Annotated in this window: 16 protein-coding genes; all 16 read right to left on the bottom strand. The window is 53.2% G+C overall.

Features of this window, described 5'->3' with window-relative positions; all coding sequences use genetic code 11:
- Positions 1 to 30: 30 nt before the first annotated feature.
- The 16 genes from dnaE to hglS all read right to left on the bottom strand — a co-directional run bounded on the left by dnaE (position 31) and on the right by hglS (position 18,324).
- Complete coding sequence (gene dnaE / locus F7R27_RS03250) at positions 31 to 3,537, bottom strand: DNA polymerase III subunit alpha (protein WP_151702802.1); 3,507 nt, start codon at positions 3,535 to 3,537, stop codon at positions 31 to 33.
- Positions 3,530 to 4,141, bottom strand: coding sequence for a ribonuclease HII (gene rnhB / locus F7R27_RS03245; protein ID WP_151702801.1), 612 nt, complete (start codon positions 4,139 to 4,141; stop codon positions 3,530 to 3,532). The genes dnaE and rnhB overlap by 8 nt, the downstream gene beginning before the upstream one ends.
- Positions 4,141 to 5,298, bottom strand: coding sequence for a lipid-A-disaccharide synthase (lpxB, locus tag F7R27_RS03240; RefSeq protein WP_151702800.1), 1,158 nt, complete (start codon positions 5,296 to 5,298; stop codon positions 4,141 to 4,143). The genes rnhB and lpxB overlap by 1 nt, the downstream gene beginning before the upstream one ends.
- A 39-nt stretch (positions 5,299 to 5,337) precedes the next feature.
- Positions 5,338 to 6,108 (bottom strand): acyl-ACP--UDP-N-acetylglucosamine O-acyltransferase, encoded by a 771-nt coding sequence (gene lpxA / locus F7R27_RS03235; protein WP_151703230.1) that lies wholly within the window; start codon positions 6,106 to 6,108, stop codon positions 5,338 to 5,340.
- A gap of 2 nt (positions 6,109 to 6,110) precedes the next feature.
- Positions 6,111 to 6,551 (bottom strand): 3-hydroxyacyl-ACP dehydratase FabZ, encoded by a 441-nt coding sequence (gene fabZ, locus F7R27_RS03230; protein WP_240776207.1) that lies wholly within the window; start codon positions 6,549 to 6,551, stop codon positions 6,111 to 6,113.
- Complete coding sequence (gene lpxD, locus F7R27_RS03225; protein WP_151702799.1) at positions 6,532 to 7,596, bottom strand: UDP-3-O-(3-hydroxymyristoyl)glucosamine N-acyltransferase; 1,065 nt, start codon at positions 7,594 to 7,596, stop codon at positions 6,532 to 6,534. The genes fabZ and lpxD overlap by 20 nt, the downstream gene beginning before the upstream one ends.
- An 11-nt stretch (positions 7,597 to 7,607) precedes the next feature.
- A complete protein-coding gene (locus F7R27_RS03220; RefSeq protein ID WP_240776205.1) occupies positions 7,608 to 8,102 on the bottom strand; it encodes an OmpH/Skp family outer membrane protein in 495 nt (164 codons plus the stop codon).
- 9 nt (positions 8,103 to 8,111) lie between these two features.
- Entirely contained in the window at positions 8,112 to 10,421 is a 2,310-nt protein-coding gene (gene bamA, locus F7R27_RS03215; RefSeq protein WP_151702797.1) for an outer membrane protein assembly factor BamA, read from the bottom strand.
- 47 nt (positions 10,422 to 10,468) lie between these two features.
- Positions 10,469 to 11,824, bottom strand: a complete 1,356-nt coding sequence (gene rseP / locus F7R27_RS03210; protein WP_151702796.1) for an RIP metalloprotease RseP — start codon at positions 11,822 to 11,824, stop codon at positions 10,469 to 10,471.
- A 13-nt stretch (positions 11,825 to 11,837) separates the two neighbouring features.
- Positions 11,838 to 12,647 (bottom strand): phosphatidate cytidylyltransferase, encoded by an 810-nt coding sequence (locus F7R27_RS03205; RefSeq protein ID WP_151702795.1) that lies wholly within the window; start codon positions 12,645 to 12,647, stop codon positions 11,838 to 11,840.
- On the bottom strand, positions 12,640 to 13,422 hold the full coding sequence (gene uppS, locus F7R27_RS03200) for a polyprenyl diphosphate synthase (protein WP_240776203.1): 783 nt from the start codon (positions 13,420 to 13,422) through the stop codon (positions 12,640 to 12,642). Before uppS ends, F7R27_RS03205 begins: the two co-directional genes overlap by 8 nt.
- A gap of 19 nt (positions 13,423 to 13,441) precedes the next feature.
- The gene (gene frr / locus F7R27_RS03195; RefSeq protein ID WP_151702794.1) at positions 13,442 to 13,999 is read right to left on the bottom strand and encodes a ribosome recycling factor; all 558 of its coding nucleotides are present in this window, start codon (positions 13,997 to 13,999) and stop codon (positions 13,442 to 13,444) included.
- Positions 13,996 to 14,748, bottom strand: a complete 753-nt coding sequence (gene pyrH / locus F7R27_RS03190; RefSeq protein ID WP_151702793.1) for a UMP kinase — start codon at positions 14,746 to 14,748, stop codon at positions 13,996 to 13,998. The genes frr and pyrH overlap by 4 nt, the downstream gene beginning before the upstream one ends.
- Positions 14,749 to 14,863: 115 nt before the next feature.
- Positions 14,864 to 15,724, bottom strand: a complete 861-nt coding sequence (gene tsf / locus F7R27_RS03185; protein ID WP_151702792.1) for a translation elongation factor Ts — start codon at positions 15,722 to 15,724, stop codon at positions 14,864 to 14,866.
- A 108-nt stretch (positions 15,725 to 15,832) separates the two neighbouring features.
- On the bottom strand, positions 15,833 to 16,570 hold the full coding sequence (rpsB, locus tag F7R27_RS03180; protein WP_151702791.1) for a 30S ribosomal protein S2: 738 nt from the start codon (positions 16,568 to 16,570) through the stop codon (positions 15,833 to 15,835).
- 311 nt (positions 16,571 to 16,881) lie between these two features.
- Entirely contained in the window at positions 16,882 to 18,324 is a 1,443-nt protein-coding gene (gene hglS / locus F7R27_RS03175) for a 2-oxoadipate dioxygenase/decarboxylase HglS (RefSeq protein ID WP_151702790.1), read from the bottom strand.
- Between the last annotated feature and the right edge of the window lie 147 nt (positions 18,325 to 18,471).

Here is an 18,471-nt window from a genome sequence, read left to right as displayed (position 1 = left end):
ACCTGTTGCCAGCAGGGATCACCAGCCTGATCATGAACCCGGATAGACCAGAGAAACGGCCTTGTCACCAAACTGATCCTTGAGCGCTATCAGCAATTCATCGCTGGCTGCAACGCGCCATTTATCGCCCAGCTGGACCAGCCCCTGAGCGTCCCTCCGCCTGTAACGCAGTGCTACCGGCAGCGTATCCGCCGGTGTGGCATGGCGCTTGAGCAGTTCAGAAAACTGCTTCATCTGTAACCGACCCAACTGCTTTTCCGTGCAATCAACCCGGACGGCTTCGGCATAGCGAGCGCGTGCCTGTGCCAGTGTGGCCACTGAGTTACCACGCACCTTGATGCCACCATTATAATCATCCTGCGCCACCTCACCCTCAATGATCAGTATCACATCGCGAGCCACCAGGTGCTTGAACTGCTCATAGGCTTCACCAAAGAGTGTCACCTCCATGCGCGCACTGCGATCATCCAGGGTGATGAAGCACAGAGGATGCCCTTTCTTGGTTTTCTTCATGCGCAGATCCACAACCAGTCCGGCCATCTTCTGCGAACGCCCGCGGGCGGGCTGTATCTCAACCAGCTTTTTGCTGATCACATATGTCAGCTCTCGCTCATACTCATCAATGGGATGACCGGTAACATAGAGCCCCAGCGTCTCTTTCTCGCCCTGCAAGCGCTCCTTGTCAGTCCATTCACGGGCGCGCGCAAATTCGACATAGGGATCAGACGGCGATTCTGCCTCGACTTCACCGAACAGATCAAACATCCCTGCATCGACGTTACGGGCAGCCTGGTCCGCCGCCTGCAGCGCCGCACCTATCGACTCCCACAGGATCGCTCTGTGTGGTCCGAGACTATCCAGCGCACCGCAGCGCACCAGGGCTTCAAGCACGCGCTTGTTCAGCTTCTTGGCACCGACACGGGCGCAAAAATCAAAAAGATCGATAAATGGACCGCCCTCGCTGCGCGCCTCGACTATTGCCTCAACCGGCCCCTCACCCACTCCCTTGATCGCACCGAGGCCATAGATGATCTCATTGGCATCATTAACGGTGAACATGAACTCACCGGCATTGACGTCGGGCAATCTGAGTGTCAGCCCCATCTGACGGCACTCTTCAATGAAGATCACCACCTTGTCGGTGTTCTGCATATCCGAGGACATGACCGCCGCCATAAAGGGCGCAGGATAGTGCGTTTTCAGCCAGGCTGTCTGATAGGAAACCAGTGCATAGGCGGCAGAGTGCGACTTGTTGAAACCATATCCGGCGAACTTCTCCACAAGATCGAAGATGTTGCCGGCAAGCCCGACATCTATCCCATTACGAGCCGATCCATCCAGAAAGCCCTGACGCTGCTTGGCCATCTCTTCGGGCTTCTTCTTACCCATCGCACGACGCAGCAGGTCTGCTTCGCCCAGGCTGTAACCCGCCATCACCTGCGCTATCTGCATCACCTGCTCCTGATACAGGATGATACCGTAGGTCGGCTCCAGTACCGGCTGCAGGCTGTCGAGCTGGTAATCGGTATGAGGCCAGGCCATCTCGGCACGGCCATGCTTACGGTTGATGAAGTCATCCACCATGCCTGACTGCAGTGGACCGGGACGGAACAGCGCCACCAGTGCGATGATATCCTCGAAGCGGCTTGGCTGCAGACGACGAATCAGATCCTTCATGCCGCTCGACTCAAGCTGGAACACCGCCGTCGTTTCTGCCCGCTGCAGCAGCTTGAAAACAGTCGGATCCTCAAGATCGATATGTTCTATCTCGATATCCACCTCACCCTGGCGTCTGCGCAGGGTATTCACCGTTCGCAGTGCCCAGTCGATGATGGTCAACGTACGCAGGCCGAGGAAGTCGAACTTCACCAGCCCTGCTTCCTCGACATCATTCTTGTCAAACTGGGTCACCAGACCCTGGCCATGCTCATCGCAGTAGGTTGCGGAAAAGTCGGTCAGCCGGGTCGGGGCAATCACAACACCACCGGCATGCTTGCCGACGTTACGCGTCACGCCCTCCAGCTTATAGGCCATCTCCATGATCTCCTGGGCCTCTTCGCTGGAGTTGACGAAGTCACGCAGCGCCTCCTCCTGCTCCCAGGCCTTGCCTAGCGTCATGCCCACCTCAAAGGGGATCAGCTTGGAGAGACGATCCGCCAGACCGAAGGGTTTACCCTGTACTCTGGCCACATCTCGCACCACTGCCTTCGCCGCCATGGTACCGAAGGTGATGATCTGTGACACCGCATCACGGCCATAGGTCTGGGCCACATAGTCGATCACCTTATCGCGATTATCCATGCAGAAGTCGATATCAAAGTCAGGCATGGAGACACGTTCCGGGTTAAGGAAACGTTCAAACAGCAGGTCATACTCCAGCGGATCCAGATCGGTGATCTTCTGCACATAGGCCACCAGTGAGCCGGCACCCGAGCCACGTCCGGGACCAACCGGAATACCGTTATCCTTGGCCCAGCGGATAAAGTCCATGACGATAAGAAAGTAGCCGGGGAAACCCATCTGGATAATGATATCCAGCTCAAAATCAAGGCGCTCCTCATACACTTTTCGCTGCTCTGCATAATCCGGAGCGTCCCGATCCAGCAGAACCTCAAGCCGCTCTTCCAAACCTTCTTTGGATACCAGACGGAAGTAGTCATCCATCAGCATCCCTTCGGGCACGGGGTATTTGGGCAGATAGTAGACGCCCAGCTCGAGCTCGATATTGCAGCGCTTGGCTATCTCGACGCTGTTGGCCAGAGCACTCGGAATATCAGCAAAAATCTCAGCCATCTCATCAGCAGTACGAAAATACTGCTGATCCGAATAGGCATGTGGCCGAGTAGGATCTTCAAGAGTAACACTCTGGTTGATACAGACACGTACCTCATGGGCGTCAAAGTCATCCTGACGCAGAAACATCACCTCATTGGTGGCGACCAGAGGGCAGCCTGTTTCATGCGACAGCTCAACACTGCCATGCACCACCTCTTCATCACCGACACGCCCTGTGCGCTGTATTTCCAGGTAAAAAGCATCCGGAAACAGCTCCATCCAGCGCTGCAGAGACTGTCTGGCATGCGCCTCATGACCCGCCAGCAGCGCACGTCCTATCTCCCCCTCACGCGCACCGGACAGAGCTATCAGCCCCTCAGACTTCTCTGCAATCCAGTCAAACAGGATAACGGCACGATCCTGCACCAGGTTCTGCCCTTCAGCATAGGCACGCGAAACCAGCTCCATCAGGTTCCGATAGCCTCGTCCATTACGGACCAGCAGCGTTATTCTGGCCGGATCTGCCAAGGGCTCCTCTGGATCATGCACCCAGAAGTCCACACCACAGATCGGCTTGATACCGGCTCCCAGCGCCCCCTTATAAAACTTGATCAGAGCATAGAGGTTGGTCTGATCGGTCACCGCAACGGCCGGCATCTTCTGGCGCGCTGCCTCGGCCACCAGTTGCTTGACCTTGACCAGCCCATCATAGAGAGAGAACTCCGTATGCACACGAAGATGGACAAAAGCGGGATCAGTCATCAGTAAAACCTTCTGTCAGCAGTTCACGCACCGGCCGGAAACTACGCCGATGCTCAGCCAGCGCACCATATGCCTTCAGTGCCTGTAGATGTTCAGGTGTCGGGTAGCCCTTATGCTGGGCAAACCCATAATCGGGGTATTGCTGATCCAGCTGGGCCATCTCCTGATCACGGAAAACCTTCGCCAGGATTGATGCAGCAGAAATACACTGGACGCGCGCATCTCCCTTGACTACAGGTTGCGAGGGACAGGGCAGCGCCGGACAGCGATTGCCGTCGATCAAGGCAAACTCGGCAGCAGGTGCCAGGGATGCAACGGCACGCTGCATTGCCAGCATGGTGGCATGCAGAATATTCAATTCATCAATTTCGGCAGGCGTGGCCCAGGCAATCGACCAGCACAGAGCCTGTTCCCGTATCTGCATAGCCAGCGCTTCGCGCTTTACAGCACTGAGCTTCTTGGAATCCATCAGACCAGCAACAGGCCTGGCCGGGTCCAGAATCACGGCAGCAGCTACCACATTACCCACCAGCGGGCCACGACCCACTTCATCCACACCGGCAATCAAGTGTGTCGGGATATGATCAAGCGTAAAGGGCTCCATCACAACTGCCCCTTCTGTTCCAGCAGTTCAGTGATCGCTCTGGCTGCCTGCACATCAGCATTCAACCGCAAGGACTGATGCAAGTGCGCAAATTCCGCCAGCAGCGCCTCACGCTCCGCCTTGTCATCCAGCAAGCGCTCGATCTCATCTGCCAGTCTCTGAGGGGTGACTTCATCCTGCAGCACCTCAGGAACCAACTGGCGTCCTGCCAGCAGATTCGGCAGCGACACAGAGGTGATGGATACCAGATAAGAGAGTATGCGAAAGGTGATAGGAGACATGCGATAAGCAACCACCATCGGGCGCTTACACAGCATTGCCTCGAGTGTGGCCGTTCCGGATGCAATCAAAACCGCATCACAGGCATAAAGCGCCTTATGCGATTGTTTCAGAAACAGGTGAACCTTCAGCTCGTCATAGTGGCTCTGAATCAGTTTCAGCAGCTCATCATAGCGCTGCTGGCTTGCCGCTGGCAGTACAAAGGCAACGCCGGGACGCCTCTGTGTCAGTATCCGTGCCGCATCAAGAAAAGGTGTTGCCAGTTGAGAAACCTCGCCGGCACGACTACCGGGCAGCAGCGCAATCACCTCGGCGTTTTGATCCAGCCCCAGGGATATACGTGCAGCAAGGCGATCCGGCTGCAGCGGAATCTGATCAGCCAGAGGGTGCCCGACAAAGGCCACACGCTGCTGATGCTCCTGATAGAAGGCTGCTTCAAATGGGAAGAGAGTCAACATCAGATCGGTACTGCGCTTGATCTTGTGCACACGTTTTTTGCGCCATGCCCAGACTGAAGGACTGACATAGTGTACGGTCGTGACACCTGCATCGTGCAGGCTCTGCTCCAGACCAAGATTGAAATCCGGGGCATCTATGCCGATAAAAAGATCTGGCGGCTGCTGTGTCCAGCGCCTGACTAGCCCTCGACGAATGCTGAGCAGTTCACGCAAACGCCCCAACACCTCAACCAGCCCCATTACCGATAGACGCTCCATCGGGTAGAGACTCTCGCAGCCCTGAGCCTGCATCAGCTCACCACCGATACCCTCAACCTGCAGCTGAGGATATTGCTGTTTAAGTGCCTGAATAAGACCGGCACCCAGAATATCTCCGGATGCCTCACCAGCTACGATTGCGACCTTCAGCACGCGGCTCATAACACTTCGCTCATGGCAGTACCTTAACGTTGCAGCACCTTAACGGATGATGCCGCGTTCGGAAACCACCAGTGAATCGATCAGTAATTGGATAACAGGAACCTGTGCCGCCAGTGTATGCAGGGATTGAAGGGCATCAGCCAATATCAGGTTCTGACGATAGAGAATTTTGTAACCCTGGCGTATGGCACGGATCTGCTCCGTATCAAATCCACGGCGACGCAACCCTTCTGCATTGATGCCATGAGGTTTGGCACTGTTGCCGTTTGCCATGACAAACGCCGGAATATCCTTGAGTACGACACTACCGGCGCCGCACATCACATGTGCACCGATACGGCAGAACTGATGCACCGCAGTAAAACCACCCAGAATGGTATGATCTCCCACATGAACATGGCCTGCCAGCGCCGCATTATTGGCCAGAATCACATGATCACCCACCACACAGTCATGCGCGACATGCGTGTAGGCCATCAGCAGGTTATGGCTGCCAAGACGTGTCAGTCCCTGATCCTGTATGGTACCGCGATGAATCGTACAGCCTTCCCGGATGATATTGTTATCACCAATCTCCAGACGTGTAGGCTCACCCTTGTACTTTTTATCCTGACACTCTTCACCAACCGAAGCGAACTGGAAGATCCGGTTGTTCCTGCCGATACGAGTAGGACCATTGATAACGACATGCGGGCCGATAACCGTACCGGCACCAATTTCGACATCGGCCCCTATGATTGTCCAGGGACCGACCTCAACATCATCTGCAAGTCTGGCAGACGGATCAACGATTGCCTGTGGATGTATCAATCTCACACCTTCCTGTCAGCACACAGAATAGTTGCACTGCACACCAGGTTGTCATCAACACTGGCCTTGACATCAAATTTCCAGATCCCACGGCGATCCGAAATCACTCGAGCCTCAAGCTTGACCTGATCCCCCGGAACAACCGGACGCTTGAAACGCAGGTCATCTGCGCCGACAAAATAATAGATGGAGCCATCCTCAGGCCGCTTATTCATGGTTTTGAAACCGAGAATACCAGCTGCCTGAGCCATAGCCTCAACCAGCAGCACACCCGGCATGACCGGGTGGCCAGGGAAATGGCCATTGAAATAGGGTTCGTTTACCGTGACATTCTTGATGGCTACAATCGACTCGCCCGGTATCAACTCAATAACCCGGTCTACCAGCAGGAACGGATAGCGGTGTGGCAGATATTCCCGGATCTCATTTACATCCATCATCATTACAACCTTCAGTAGAGTTTTGCTCGAGCGACTGTTCCAGAGTACGAATCCGTTTTGCCATCTCATCAAGTTGACGAAAGCGGATCACATTGCGCTTCCATTGCTTATGCGGCCCCATCCCGATGCCGGATGAATAGACTCCAGGCTCGCTGATGGACTTACTGACCATGGTCATGGCGGTGATATGGGTATTTGAAACAATATTCAGATGCCCTCCAATACCCGCCATGCCAGCAATGGTGCAGTGACTGCCAATTTTAGTGCTACCGGCAATACCGGTACAACCGGCAATTGCCGTATGTTCACCAATAACCACGTTATGTGCTACATGAACCTGATTATCAAGCTTTACACCACTATCGATCACGGTATCATCCAGCGCCCCACGATCAATTGTGACCCCAGCACCTATCTCGACATCATCACCGATACTGACCCCACCGGTCTGATAAATCTTACGCCAGGTACCTGCTTCAGGGGCAAACCCAAAGCCATCAGAGCCTACGATAGCACCACTGTGAATAATCACTCGTGCGCCGATTTTTGTGCCGGGGTACACAACCACCCCCGCCTCAATCCGACTGCCCGGACCTATATGGCAGCCACTGCCGATCACTGAGTTTGCCCCGATATAGACCTCAGCAGAGATCTGAGCACCTTCACCCACTACGGCATGATGGCTGATCTCGGCACTCGGCTCTATCCTGGCTCCCTGCTCGACAACCGCTGTAGCAGCAATTCCCGGCACCAGGGGCTGACGCCAGTCAAACAATGCGCTGAGTTTCGCAAAGGCCAGATAAGGGTCCTTTACAACCACTGCTGCATGACGGACATCCGCTGCATGATCGGCATGCACAAGCACGGCAGATGCATCACTTGACTGCAGGTCCTTGAGATAGCGTGTATTGGAAAAAAACGAAAGATGGCCCTGGCCAGCACATTTCAATGTGGCCAGGCCTGTAATAACAGTATTGATTTCGCCCTGAACGCTGCCATCAACGATGGCAGCCAGTTCAACCAGCGAATAGTGGTGCCTGGCTGTCATCATTCATCCGCTTACTGCTGGTTCAGCAGTTCTATGACACGAGGTGTCAGATCAATCGTACCACTGCTGTAAACTGTTGCCTGCTTGGCAAGAATGATATTGATGTTCTCACCCTCTATCAGAGTACGTATTGCCTGGTCCAGACGCGGTCTCATCTGCGCAAGAAAAGCCTCTTCGCGCTCCATGCGTTTGAGCTGCAGCGCTTCACCACGTTCATGGTATTCATTGACGGCTTTCTGGAACTGCAGCTGCATTCTGTTCATCTCTTCTTCAGATGCCAGTCCCATATTCTGCTGAATTCTTTCACGCACGCCAACGGCTTCTTTTTCAAGCTCCAGCAATTGACGCTCCTCTGCCGCAAACTCCCTCTCCAACTGCTCGCTGAACTCAACAGCAGCCCTGGAACTCAACAGTGCCTCCTGAACACCGAGTACACGGATGGTTTCAGCCTGCACCTGCATACCGGCAGTCAACAGAACCACTGCCAGACCCAACAAATATTTCATCATAACCCCTTAAAATGTCTGACCAAGAGCAAACTGGAAAACCTGTTCATCATCACCTGACTTCGAATTCAAGCCTTTACCCAGTGATATGGAGAGCGGGCCTATTGGTGTCAGCCAGCTCAGCCCGACACCTACTGAATATCTCAGATCACCAAGCTCTATGCCAGAGCTGCATCTGGTACTTGAAACCAGGCACTTGGAGGTGTACACATTACCCGCATCCATGAACAGGAGTGTCCGCCAGGCCGTTTTATCTCTCAGGAATGGAATCGGGAAAATCAATTCGGCACTGCCGGAGATCAGTACATTACCGCCAAGTGCATCGTTGTTGGAGTCACGAGGGCCGAGTGAGTTATTGTCATAACCCCGCACGGTTCTAAGACCACCAGCAAAGTAGTTCTTGAAGAATGGAAATGCATTACTGCCATAGGCATCCGCATAACCGACACGGCTGCGCAAGCCGACGACCCAATCCTCATCTCTGTCTATCGGGTGGAAGTAGCGATTATTGTACTGAGCACGATAATAGCCAAGATCGCTGCCGGGAAGACTCATCTCAAGTGTCGCTCCCTGCGAGAAGCCCCTGGTCGGAAACAGTGCTCTGTTAAGCTTGTTATAACTCCATCCGGCAGTCAGCTTCCAGTTCAGGAAGTCATCACCCTCCTGTTCGATAAATCTAATGACCTCAGTTGCTGTTCGCTCATAGGTGTTCAACCTGATGTACTCAACATCACCACTGAAAGTTAGCCGCTGATAGTCATCTATCGGATAACCGAAGGTTACACCACCTCCTATCTCATCCGTGGTATAGGTACTGATATCATCCTCTTCGAAGTCACGCTCACGATAGTAAAGATTGAAACCGCGACTCACACCATCGACCGTATAATATGGATCAAGGTAGTCAAAGCTGTATTCGGTTCGGGTCTTGCTGTTGGAGATGTTGAAGGAAACACTCTTACCTGTACCGATAAAGTTATCCTGAGAGACACCAAAGTCCAGAATGATCCCGTCACTCTGTGAAAAACCGATACTTGCGCTCAACTGACCCAGCTGAGCCTCTTCCACACTGTAGTCCAGATCGACCTGATCATCGGTTCCGGCAACTGCACGTGTTTCGACATTGACCTCTCTGAAGTACCCCGTCTGATCGAGACGTGTTCTGGAGCGCTCAATGGCTCTGGTTGAAGCGACACCCGCTTCCATCTGCTCCAGCTCACGACGGATCACCTCATCAGCCGTCCGCGTATTACCGCGGATATTGATCCTGCGGACAAAGGTCTGACGGCCCGGCTCGATAAAGTAACGAACAGAAACGGTATTATCGTCATGCAGCTCAGGCATCGGGCTGATATTGGCAAACATGTAGCCCTGATCACCCAGCGCATTGACAAGGCGCTCCTGTATATCTGTCATTTCACGACGCGAAAATACATCACCCTGCTCGATTGTGATCTTGCCCTGCAGTTCATCTTCCGGAAGCACCAGGTTACCGACCAGGCTTATCTCACGAACCGTATACTGCTCGCCCTCTGTCACATCGATAGTGATGTAGACATGGCGCTTGTCCGGCGTAATCGACACCTGTGCTGAGTCAATGGCGAAGTTGATATAACCATTATCAAGATAATGAGAGCGCAACCGCTCCAGATCACCCGCAAGCTTCTCGCGGGAATATTCATCCGTTTTGGTAAAAAAGTTGAACATCCCCGGCAGGCTCAGAGAGAACAGACCTGTAAGCTCTTCATTGGAATAGACAGAGTTACCAACAATATTGATATGCTGGATGGTCGCAATACGGCCTTCGCGAATATTGACGTTCAAAGCAACACGGTTGCCGGACAGATACTCAACCTCGGTATCAATATCCGCGCTGTAGCGTCCCTGGGCACCGTATACACGCAGCAATTCCAGGCTTATCTGATCCAGTGCAGCACGACGAAACACATCGCCCTCCTGCAGACCGGCCTGGCGCAACCCTTCCCGTAACTGCTCTTCTTTAATGGCTTTATTACCATCAATTCTGATCAACGCAACGGAAGGGCGCTCCCTTACGCGGACAACCAGCACATCCCCTTCATCCCGAAGCAACTGGACATCTTCAAAGAAGCCGGAGCGAAACAGTTCTCGGGTCGCCGCAGTCAGTTCACCCTGACTGATCTGATCGCCCGTCGATATTGGAAAATTCCTGAACACGACACCTGGCGAAACCTGCTGCAAGCCCTCGATACGGATATCGCTGACAGTAAAGGATAAGGATGCAGTTGCCTGAAGTCCCCAGAAAAGCGTAATCAAAAACAGCGCAAGGTAGCGTTTCATAGAGAAGATTCTTTTCAGTTCCATCATGTGATCAAGAGTCCGATGTTTCAGAGACGGGCAATATCATTAAGAATCGCAAATGCCATCAAGGTGAAGAGCATCGCCATTCCAATTTTCAAACCGATCAACTGCGTTTTTTCACTGACTGGCTTACCTCTGACCATCTCGATCAGATAGTACATCAAGTGTCCGCCATCCAGCATGGGAATCGGGAGCAGATTGAGTATCCCGAGACTGATACTGAGGTAGGCCAGAAAGCTGATAAAGGTTTCAAGGCCAGACGCTGCCGAATCACCCGCCACTTTAGCAATGGTTATCGGGCCACTCAAGTTTTTTACGGACAACATGCCGACAAACATCTTTCTGATCGCATCCAGCGTCAGCCCGATCATCTGCCCGGTCTTCTCAAAACCCATGACCAAGGCAGTCACCGGATTATACTTGATCTCCCGAATCATCTCGGGCGGCCACTCGACTGACTGAACCCCTGCACCGATAAAACCGGTTACCGTACCATCATCTCCCACACGAGACGCAGGGGTCACAGTAAACGTCATTCTGAGGCCATCGCGGTCAACTGTCAGATCCACGGGCGTCCCGGCACTGAGTTGTATGCGCTCAACCAGCATCAACCAGCTCGAAATGGTTTCCCCATCAACAGCCAGTACCTGATCACCGCTGCGCAGACCCGCTTCGACGGCCGCGCCCCCCTCTACCAACTGACCCAGCACCGGCGTCACATCAGGCCGCCAGGGTATCAACCCCAGTGCGCTGATGGGCGACTCACGCTCCAGATCCACTCGCCACTGATCCAGTTGAACCTGATAGGTGCGTGCTGATGAGCGAGCCGGCTGCCCTGCCACCATCTCGATGACACCGGTTTCGCCTACCCGGGCCGCCAGGCGCAGGTTAACATCATTCCATGAGCGCACCGGACTGCCATCGATCTCGAGAATCTCATAACCCATCTCAACACCTGCGATAGCAGCAGGCGAACCGGGCCGAACATCTCCAACCATTGGCACAACCACGCTGGTGCCCATGACAAACAGAAACCAATAGGCAAGCACTGCGAAAGCCAGATTCACAAAAGGCCCCGCGGCCACAATAGCAAAGCGCTGCATCACCGGCTTGTTGTTGAATGCCTGGGCGCGCAAATCTTCTGGAACAGAGCCTTCACGCTCATCAAGCATGCGCACATAGCCACCCAGAGGGATGGCCGCGATAACGTACTCGGTCCCGTCACGTCCCTTCCACATGAACAAAGGCTTACCAAACCCAACGGAAAAGCGCAGCACTTTGACACCACAGCGACGCGCAGTCCAGTAGTGACCCCATTCATGAATGGTAACCAGAATACCCAGGGTGACCAACGTTGCCAGCAACGTCTGTACGATACCCATTACTCAACTACTCCTAGATCTGCGGGGCCATATAAAGCCCAGCGAGGAAAACAGGCGCGGCGGCTGTCAGACTGTCAATGCGATCCAGCACACCACCATGACCCGGCAGCAGACGGCCGCTGTCCTTGATGCCACGTTCACGCTTGAGCATACTCTCGAACAGATCACCCAGCACAGATGCCATACCTGTGATCAGTGACAAGAGTACCAGATAGACCGTAGCCGTCAGCGGAAGTTCTCGAAACATGGAGTAGCCCACCCCTACCAGCACACACACCAGCAGGCCACCGACACAGCCTTCACGGGTCTTGCCGGGACTGACTTCCGGCAGCAGCTTGCGCTTACCCAATGTCTTCCCAGCGGCATAGGCACCTATGTCAGCCCCCCAGACCAGAGCCAGCAAAAGTAGAATCAGAAACTCACCATGCACCCATCCCTTGATAGCCGTCATCGCCAACCACGCAGGCACCAGCACGGCAATACCGATCAGCATTTTATTGGCCTGATTCGACCAGAAGGAGGAGGATGGATAGCGCAGCACCATGATCAGCGCCGCCAACCAGAAAAGAACGGCCATAAGAGTGACCGTCGACACCAGAGCATCATTGAGGAAGCTGTATACAACACCCAGCAACAGTGCAATAAGCACAACAAATACAACACGCTCTCTGAGCCCATAACGGCAGAAGTTGGACCACTCCCAGGCACCATAGAGTGTTGCAACCCCGATAAGAAGTGCAAACCAACTGATCGGAAACCACCATACCGCGGCCAGCACCGCTGGCCCGACCAGCAGGCCCGTAATCACTCGTTGTTTAAACACGTTTCAGGGCCTCTACCTGTTCACTGGTTCGGCCAAACCGTCTCTGACGGCTAGAAAAGTCCTGAATTGCTGATGTCAGCTCCGGCTTACCGAAATCGGGCCAGAACTGATCAGTGAAATAGAACTCGGTATAAGCCAGCTGCCAGATCAAAAAGTTACTGATGCGCTTCTCTCCACCCGTACGTATGCACAGATCGGGATCAGGCACACCGTTCAGACTGGTGTAATCGGAAAAACATTGCTCATCTATCTGTTCAGGGCTCAAGTCACCCGCCATGCAGGCAGATGCGATCGCTCTGACTGACTGTACGATATCCCAGCGTCCACCATAGTTGGCGGCCACGTTGAGAACCAACGCCTGATTGCCCACCGTCAAACGCTCGACCTCTGCCATTTTGCGCTGCAGACTGGAACTGAATCTTGAGCGGTCACCAACAATACGCAGGCAAATACCATGCTTATGCAGCTTCTTCGCCTCATGCTCAAGAGAGATCATGAACAGGTCCATCAACCCTCTGACCTCAAGCTCGGGGCGTTTCCAGTTCTCACTGCTGAATGCAAACAGTGTCAGGATTTTAACCCCATGTTCAAGACAGCCTTCTATCACGCTGCGAACACTGTCAACCCCAGCCTTATGACCGGCTAGACCCGGCAGGCGCCGCTGCTTTGCCCAGCGGTTATTGCCATCCATGATAATGGCAATATGCTCCGGTATCTCGGCGTGCACACCCGTGTTTATATCATTATGAACAGACATATTGAGCCGTGGGGGCATGCACCCCGCTCCGTTACACTTAGATTTCCATCAGATCCGACTCTTTTTTACTCAGCAGCACATCCACTTCTGCCACGTACTTGTCGGTAAGTTTCTGCACCAGATCCTCACCACGACGCTCATCGTCCTCAGTGATATCCTTGTTTTTCAGCAGATCCTTGATGGAACTGTTAGCGTCACGACGAATATTTCGTATTGCGATCTTGGCGTTTTCCGCCTCAACCTTAGCCTGGCGTCCGAAGCCCTTACGCGACTCTTCGGTCAACGCCGGCATCGGCAGACGTATAACATCTCCGGCCGTATTCGGGTTCAAGCCCAGATCCGACTTCATGATCGCCTTTTCCACCTCAGGAACCATCTTTTTTTCCCAGGGGATAATCGTCAGAGTACGCGAATCTTCCACCATGATATTGGCCACCTGCTGAATAGGAACCGGTGAACCATAGTAGGGGACCATTATGCTATCCAGCAGACTCGGATGAGCACGGCCGGTACGAATTTTCTTGAAATTCTCGACCAGCGCCTCCGTGCTTTTCTTCATCCGTGATTCAGCGTCTTTTATAATCTCGTTAATCATTTTTCCACTCCTGCAGAGGAACCCGAATCGATCAGCGTTCCTTCATCCCCGCCTACAACCAGATTGACCAGCGCACCCGGTTTATTCATATTAAATACACGGATCGGCATATTGTGATCTCGTGTCAGACAGATCGCCGTCATATCCATCACACCCAGCTGCTTTTCCAGCACTTCATCAAATGTCAGATGACTATATTTGACGGCGGTAGGATCTTTCAATGGGTCAGCAGTATATACACCATCCACCTTAGTTGCTTTAAGCACAACATCCGCATCTATCTCAATACCGCGAAGACAGGCAGCCGAGTCCGTAGTGAAGAAGGGGTTACCCGTACCGGCTGAGAAGATGACAACATCATTCTGTCTCAGATAGCGCATGGCATTACGACGATCATAATGGTCCACAACACCACTCATCGGAATGGCTGACATGACGCGAGTAGCAATATTGCAGCGCTCAAGGGCATCCCGCATGGCCAGTGCATTCATGACGGTAGCCAGCATACCCATATGATCACCGGTAACACGATCAAGACCGGCCGCATTCAGTGCAGCGCCCCGGAAGAGATTGCCGCCACCTATGACTATACCAACCTGTACGCCGATACCGACAAGCTGGCCAATTTCGAGCGCCATGCGGTTCAGCACCTTCGGATCGATACCGAAGCTTTCCTCGCCGACCAGGGCTTCACCGCTGAGCTTCAGCAGTATACGTTTATATCGGGATTGCTTATCTGTGGCAGGCATCAATGCATTCTCCGCTCTTTCATGAGATGGCACAGTTTACAAGAAAACGCGATGTCGCGCAGAAAAAATTCCTGCGCGACAAGTGCTGCCCGACGAGCGCGGGCAGTCGGACAGATCAGCCTTTCAGCTGTTCGGCAACTTCTGCTGCAAAGTCTTTCTTCTCAACCTCAATACCTTCACCTACGGCAAAGCGAGTGAAAGAGAGGACTTCAGCGCCAGCTGCCTTGACCATCTGCGCAACTGTCTGTTCAGGATTCTTGACGAATGCCTGCTCATTCAGGCTGTTTTCAGCCAGGAATTTCTTGACGCGGCCAACAGCCATTTTTTCCTTGATTTCCTGAGGCTTACCTTCCATATCCGGCTGAGCCATAATGATCGACTTCTCACGATCCAGCTCTTCCTGAGGCATATCTTCAGGCTTGACAACACGCGGATTAACCGCAGTAACGTGCATGGCAACATCGCGCGCCGCTTCAGCATTACCACCGCTGAGTGCAACCACGGCTGCAATACGGTTATTGCTGTGAACATAGGCATCAACAACCGGCGCTTCTACCACGACAACGCGACGAACAGAGATGTTTTCACCGATCTTCTGCACCAGCGCTTCACGCGCAGACTCCAGCTCACCAGCCATCAGCTCAGCAACATCAGTAGTCTTGGATGCAAAGGCCTTGCTCAACACGGAGTCAACAAATGCCAGGAAGCTGCCATCACGTGCAACGAAGTCAGTCTCGGAGTTCACTTCCAGCACAACTGCATAGCTGTTGTCCTCAGCGACCTTAACCGCAACCACACCATCTGCAGCAGTACGGTCAGCTTTCTTGGCAGCCTTCAGACCTGAAGATTTACGCAGATCGTCGATCGCAGTTTCGATATCGCCACCCGCTTCAACCAGTGCCTTTTTGCACTCCATCATGCCCAAACCAGTGCGCTCACGAAGCTCTTTCACCTGCGCAGCAGAGATGTTCGCCATGTTGTTTACCTCTAAATTTTAATCGCGTTAATCTGAATTCAAAAAAGGGGAGCTTTGCTCCCCCTCTACGAAATCCTTCCAGGTTACCGGGTACAGTTTACAGACTGATTACTCAGCTGCAGCCTGCTCCTCAACCTCTACGAATTCGCTTTTGTCATTCGCACCATTACCAGCGCCTTCAATGCAGGCATCAGCAACAGACTTGGCATAGATCTGAATCGCACGCAGCGCATCGTCGTTGCCTGGAATGATGTAATCGATACCATCAGGGTTACTGTTGGTATCAACAATACCGATAACAGGAATACCCAGCTTGTTGGCTTCATTGATCGCAATACGCTCGTGATCAACGTCGATAACAAACAGCGCGTCAGGCAGACCGCCCATATCCTTGATACCACCGATGGACAGCTCGAGCTTTTCCATCTCACGACGACGCATCAGCGCTTCTTTCTTGGTCAGCTTGTCGAAAGTACCATCCTGCATGCTGGTTTCCAGCTCACGCAGACGACGGATAGACTGACGAATGGTTTTGTAGTTGGTCAGCATGCCACCCAACCAGCGATGGTTGACGTAAGGCATACCGGAGCGTGACGCCTCCTCTTTGATCACCTTGCTGGCCGCACGCTTGGTACCGACAAACAGAACCTTGTTCTTGTTTGCAGCCATACCCTGAACAACATCCAGCGCACTGTTCAGCGCAGGCAGGGTGTGCTCCAGGTTGATGATATGGATCTTGTTACGAGCACCGAAGATGAATTTTGACATCTTCGGGTTCCAGTAACGAGTCTGGTGACCAAAGTGAACACCTGCCTTGAGCAGGTCACGCATTGAAACTTTTGCCATGTTCTTGATTCCTGATTTAACGGGTTTAACCTCCACTTACCCCATCTTCCAACCGTATCAACGGCACCCAGGAACATGTGTCGGTAAGTGTGTGATTTTAATGTCGTGCCGAAGCACAATTTTTTTCGAGCGCATTTTATAGCATAGACACGCATGAAATTAAAGACAACTTTGTATCCAAGAGCGGAATTGACTCAAATTAAATGCAACCAAGTGCAAGAACTGTGCACTATAACGCTGCTCTATCACCAGGGGGCTGCCCAAGAATGCGAGGCAGCCATACCTTTAAGTAAGGCATGGCTGACAACATCTCAGGCCGCAACAAACAGTCCAATGAGCCCCAACTGCTCGGCGCACACCTGCAGAGAGTTCTGCTGCGCATCGCGATACAGCTCCAGCTCATTCAGCACCGAACTACCAAGCGCCTGCTGGAACTGCGCCTGACTGGAGCGGGCACGATACTCTTCGCGCAGATCATCACCCAGATTGGACTGGAAGATCCCTGCAGCACTGACTGGCAGAAAATCCTCATACACCAGCGGATCGAAGCGGATATAACCTGCCTGCACCAGGCCTTCCAGCGTATCGGAAGCTTCAATCTTATCACGATTGGCCAGCCCCAGCTCCGTCACACTGTAATGGAACCAGGCCAGTTCCTGCTGACGCAGCATCTCATAATCATCAGGAAAGGCAGAAAACACAGCTGCCAGCACCTCGGCATACTCCTGTGCATTACCCTCGTGCGGCGCACCGCCGATCACATCACGTACCTGATTCAGCAACTGATCATACAGGGCTCGACCTTTTTCAGTCAGTGCCGCACCACGCTGCTCGATTTCACCAAAACGTGCCGTGTGCTTGCCTGCCTGTAACCGCCCTTCGCTATCAACAAAGGAGACCTCCTCCTGCAGCGCCTTGAAGCTGGTCTGGCGCAGCAGAATGGGGCATTTACGCGGTGGCGGTCCTTCGATCACAGCCTTGGGATTAATCCCGCGTGTGGGCATCTGCGCCTGCACCTGGTCAATATCCAGCGTGCGGGGCGTCAGGTGATTGATATGCGGCCCCTTGAAAGCCACTACATCAGCGATCAGACGGTGCTGCCGGTTTAGCCGCTCATAGAGCTCGGCACTCACTGTCGCCTGCTGATGCCAGCGGAAGGTTTCAAGTGCTTCGAGCACAAACTGCTCCGCTTCCTCTTCGATCAGGCCACCTGCCTGCTCACTCTGTTCAATCAGTGCCAGCGCCTTCGGGGTAAAGATCTGACGGCGATTGAGTGTCTCGTTTGCCAGCTCACGCAGCTCACTATCCTCTATCAACTCAAGACGCAGCAATGATGTAAAAACACGGAAGGGGTTCTGTTGCAGGGCCGCTTCGCTTACCGGACGGAAAGCGGTTGAATGGACCGGTACTCCAGCAGTGGAAAGATCATAATAGCCGACTGGAAACATCCCCATCACGGCAAACAGCCGCCGCAGGGTAGACAGCTCCTCAGCTGTACCAACACGTATCGCACCATGGCGCTCAGCATCAATACGCGACAACTCTCCGGTACTGGCCAGGCTTTCCGTCAGAGAAGGGTCTCGATCCAGCGCAATACGATTGGCATCGGCAACCAGCTCCAGCAGATCGCCATAAAGAGGCACTTCAGTCTTGTACAGAGTCGACATGGCAGTGGCAAAGCGCGCTCTGATCAGATCAGAACTGACGAACCCAGAGTTGGAGGGTTGAGTATTGGTAGTAGAAGATACGGTCATGGTGAATCTCTGGCTCATGCCCGACACAACTTACAGATGCATCAGACGATAATGGGTTTCATGATCTCACGGATCAACAGGGTGCTATGAAACCAGTTAGAAGAGCCAGGTTCAAACGAAAAAAAATGAACTTATCATTCCATAAAG

The organism is Nitrincola alkalilacustris, from assembly GCF_008973755.1.
Classification (GTDB): Bacteria; Pseudomonadota; Gammaproteobacteria; order Pseudomonadales; family Balneatricaceae; genus Nitrincola; species Nitrincola alkalilacustris.
Note: the sequence above shows the minus strand (reverse complement) of the source record. Positions and strands in the feature narration are given on the sequence as shown.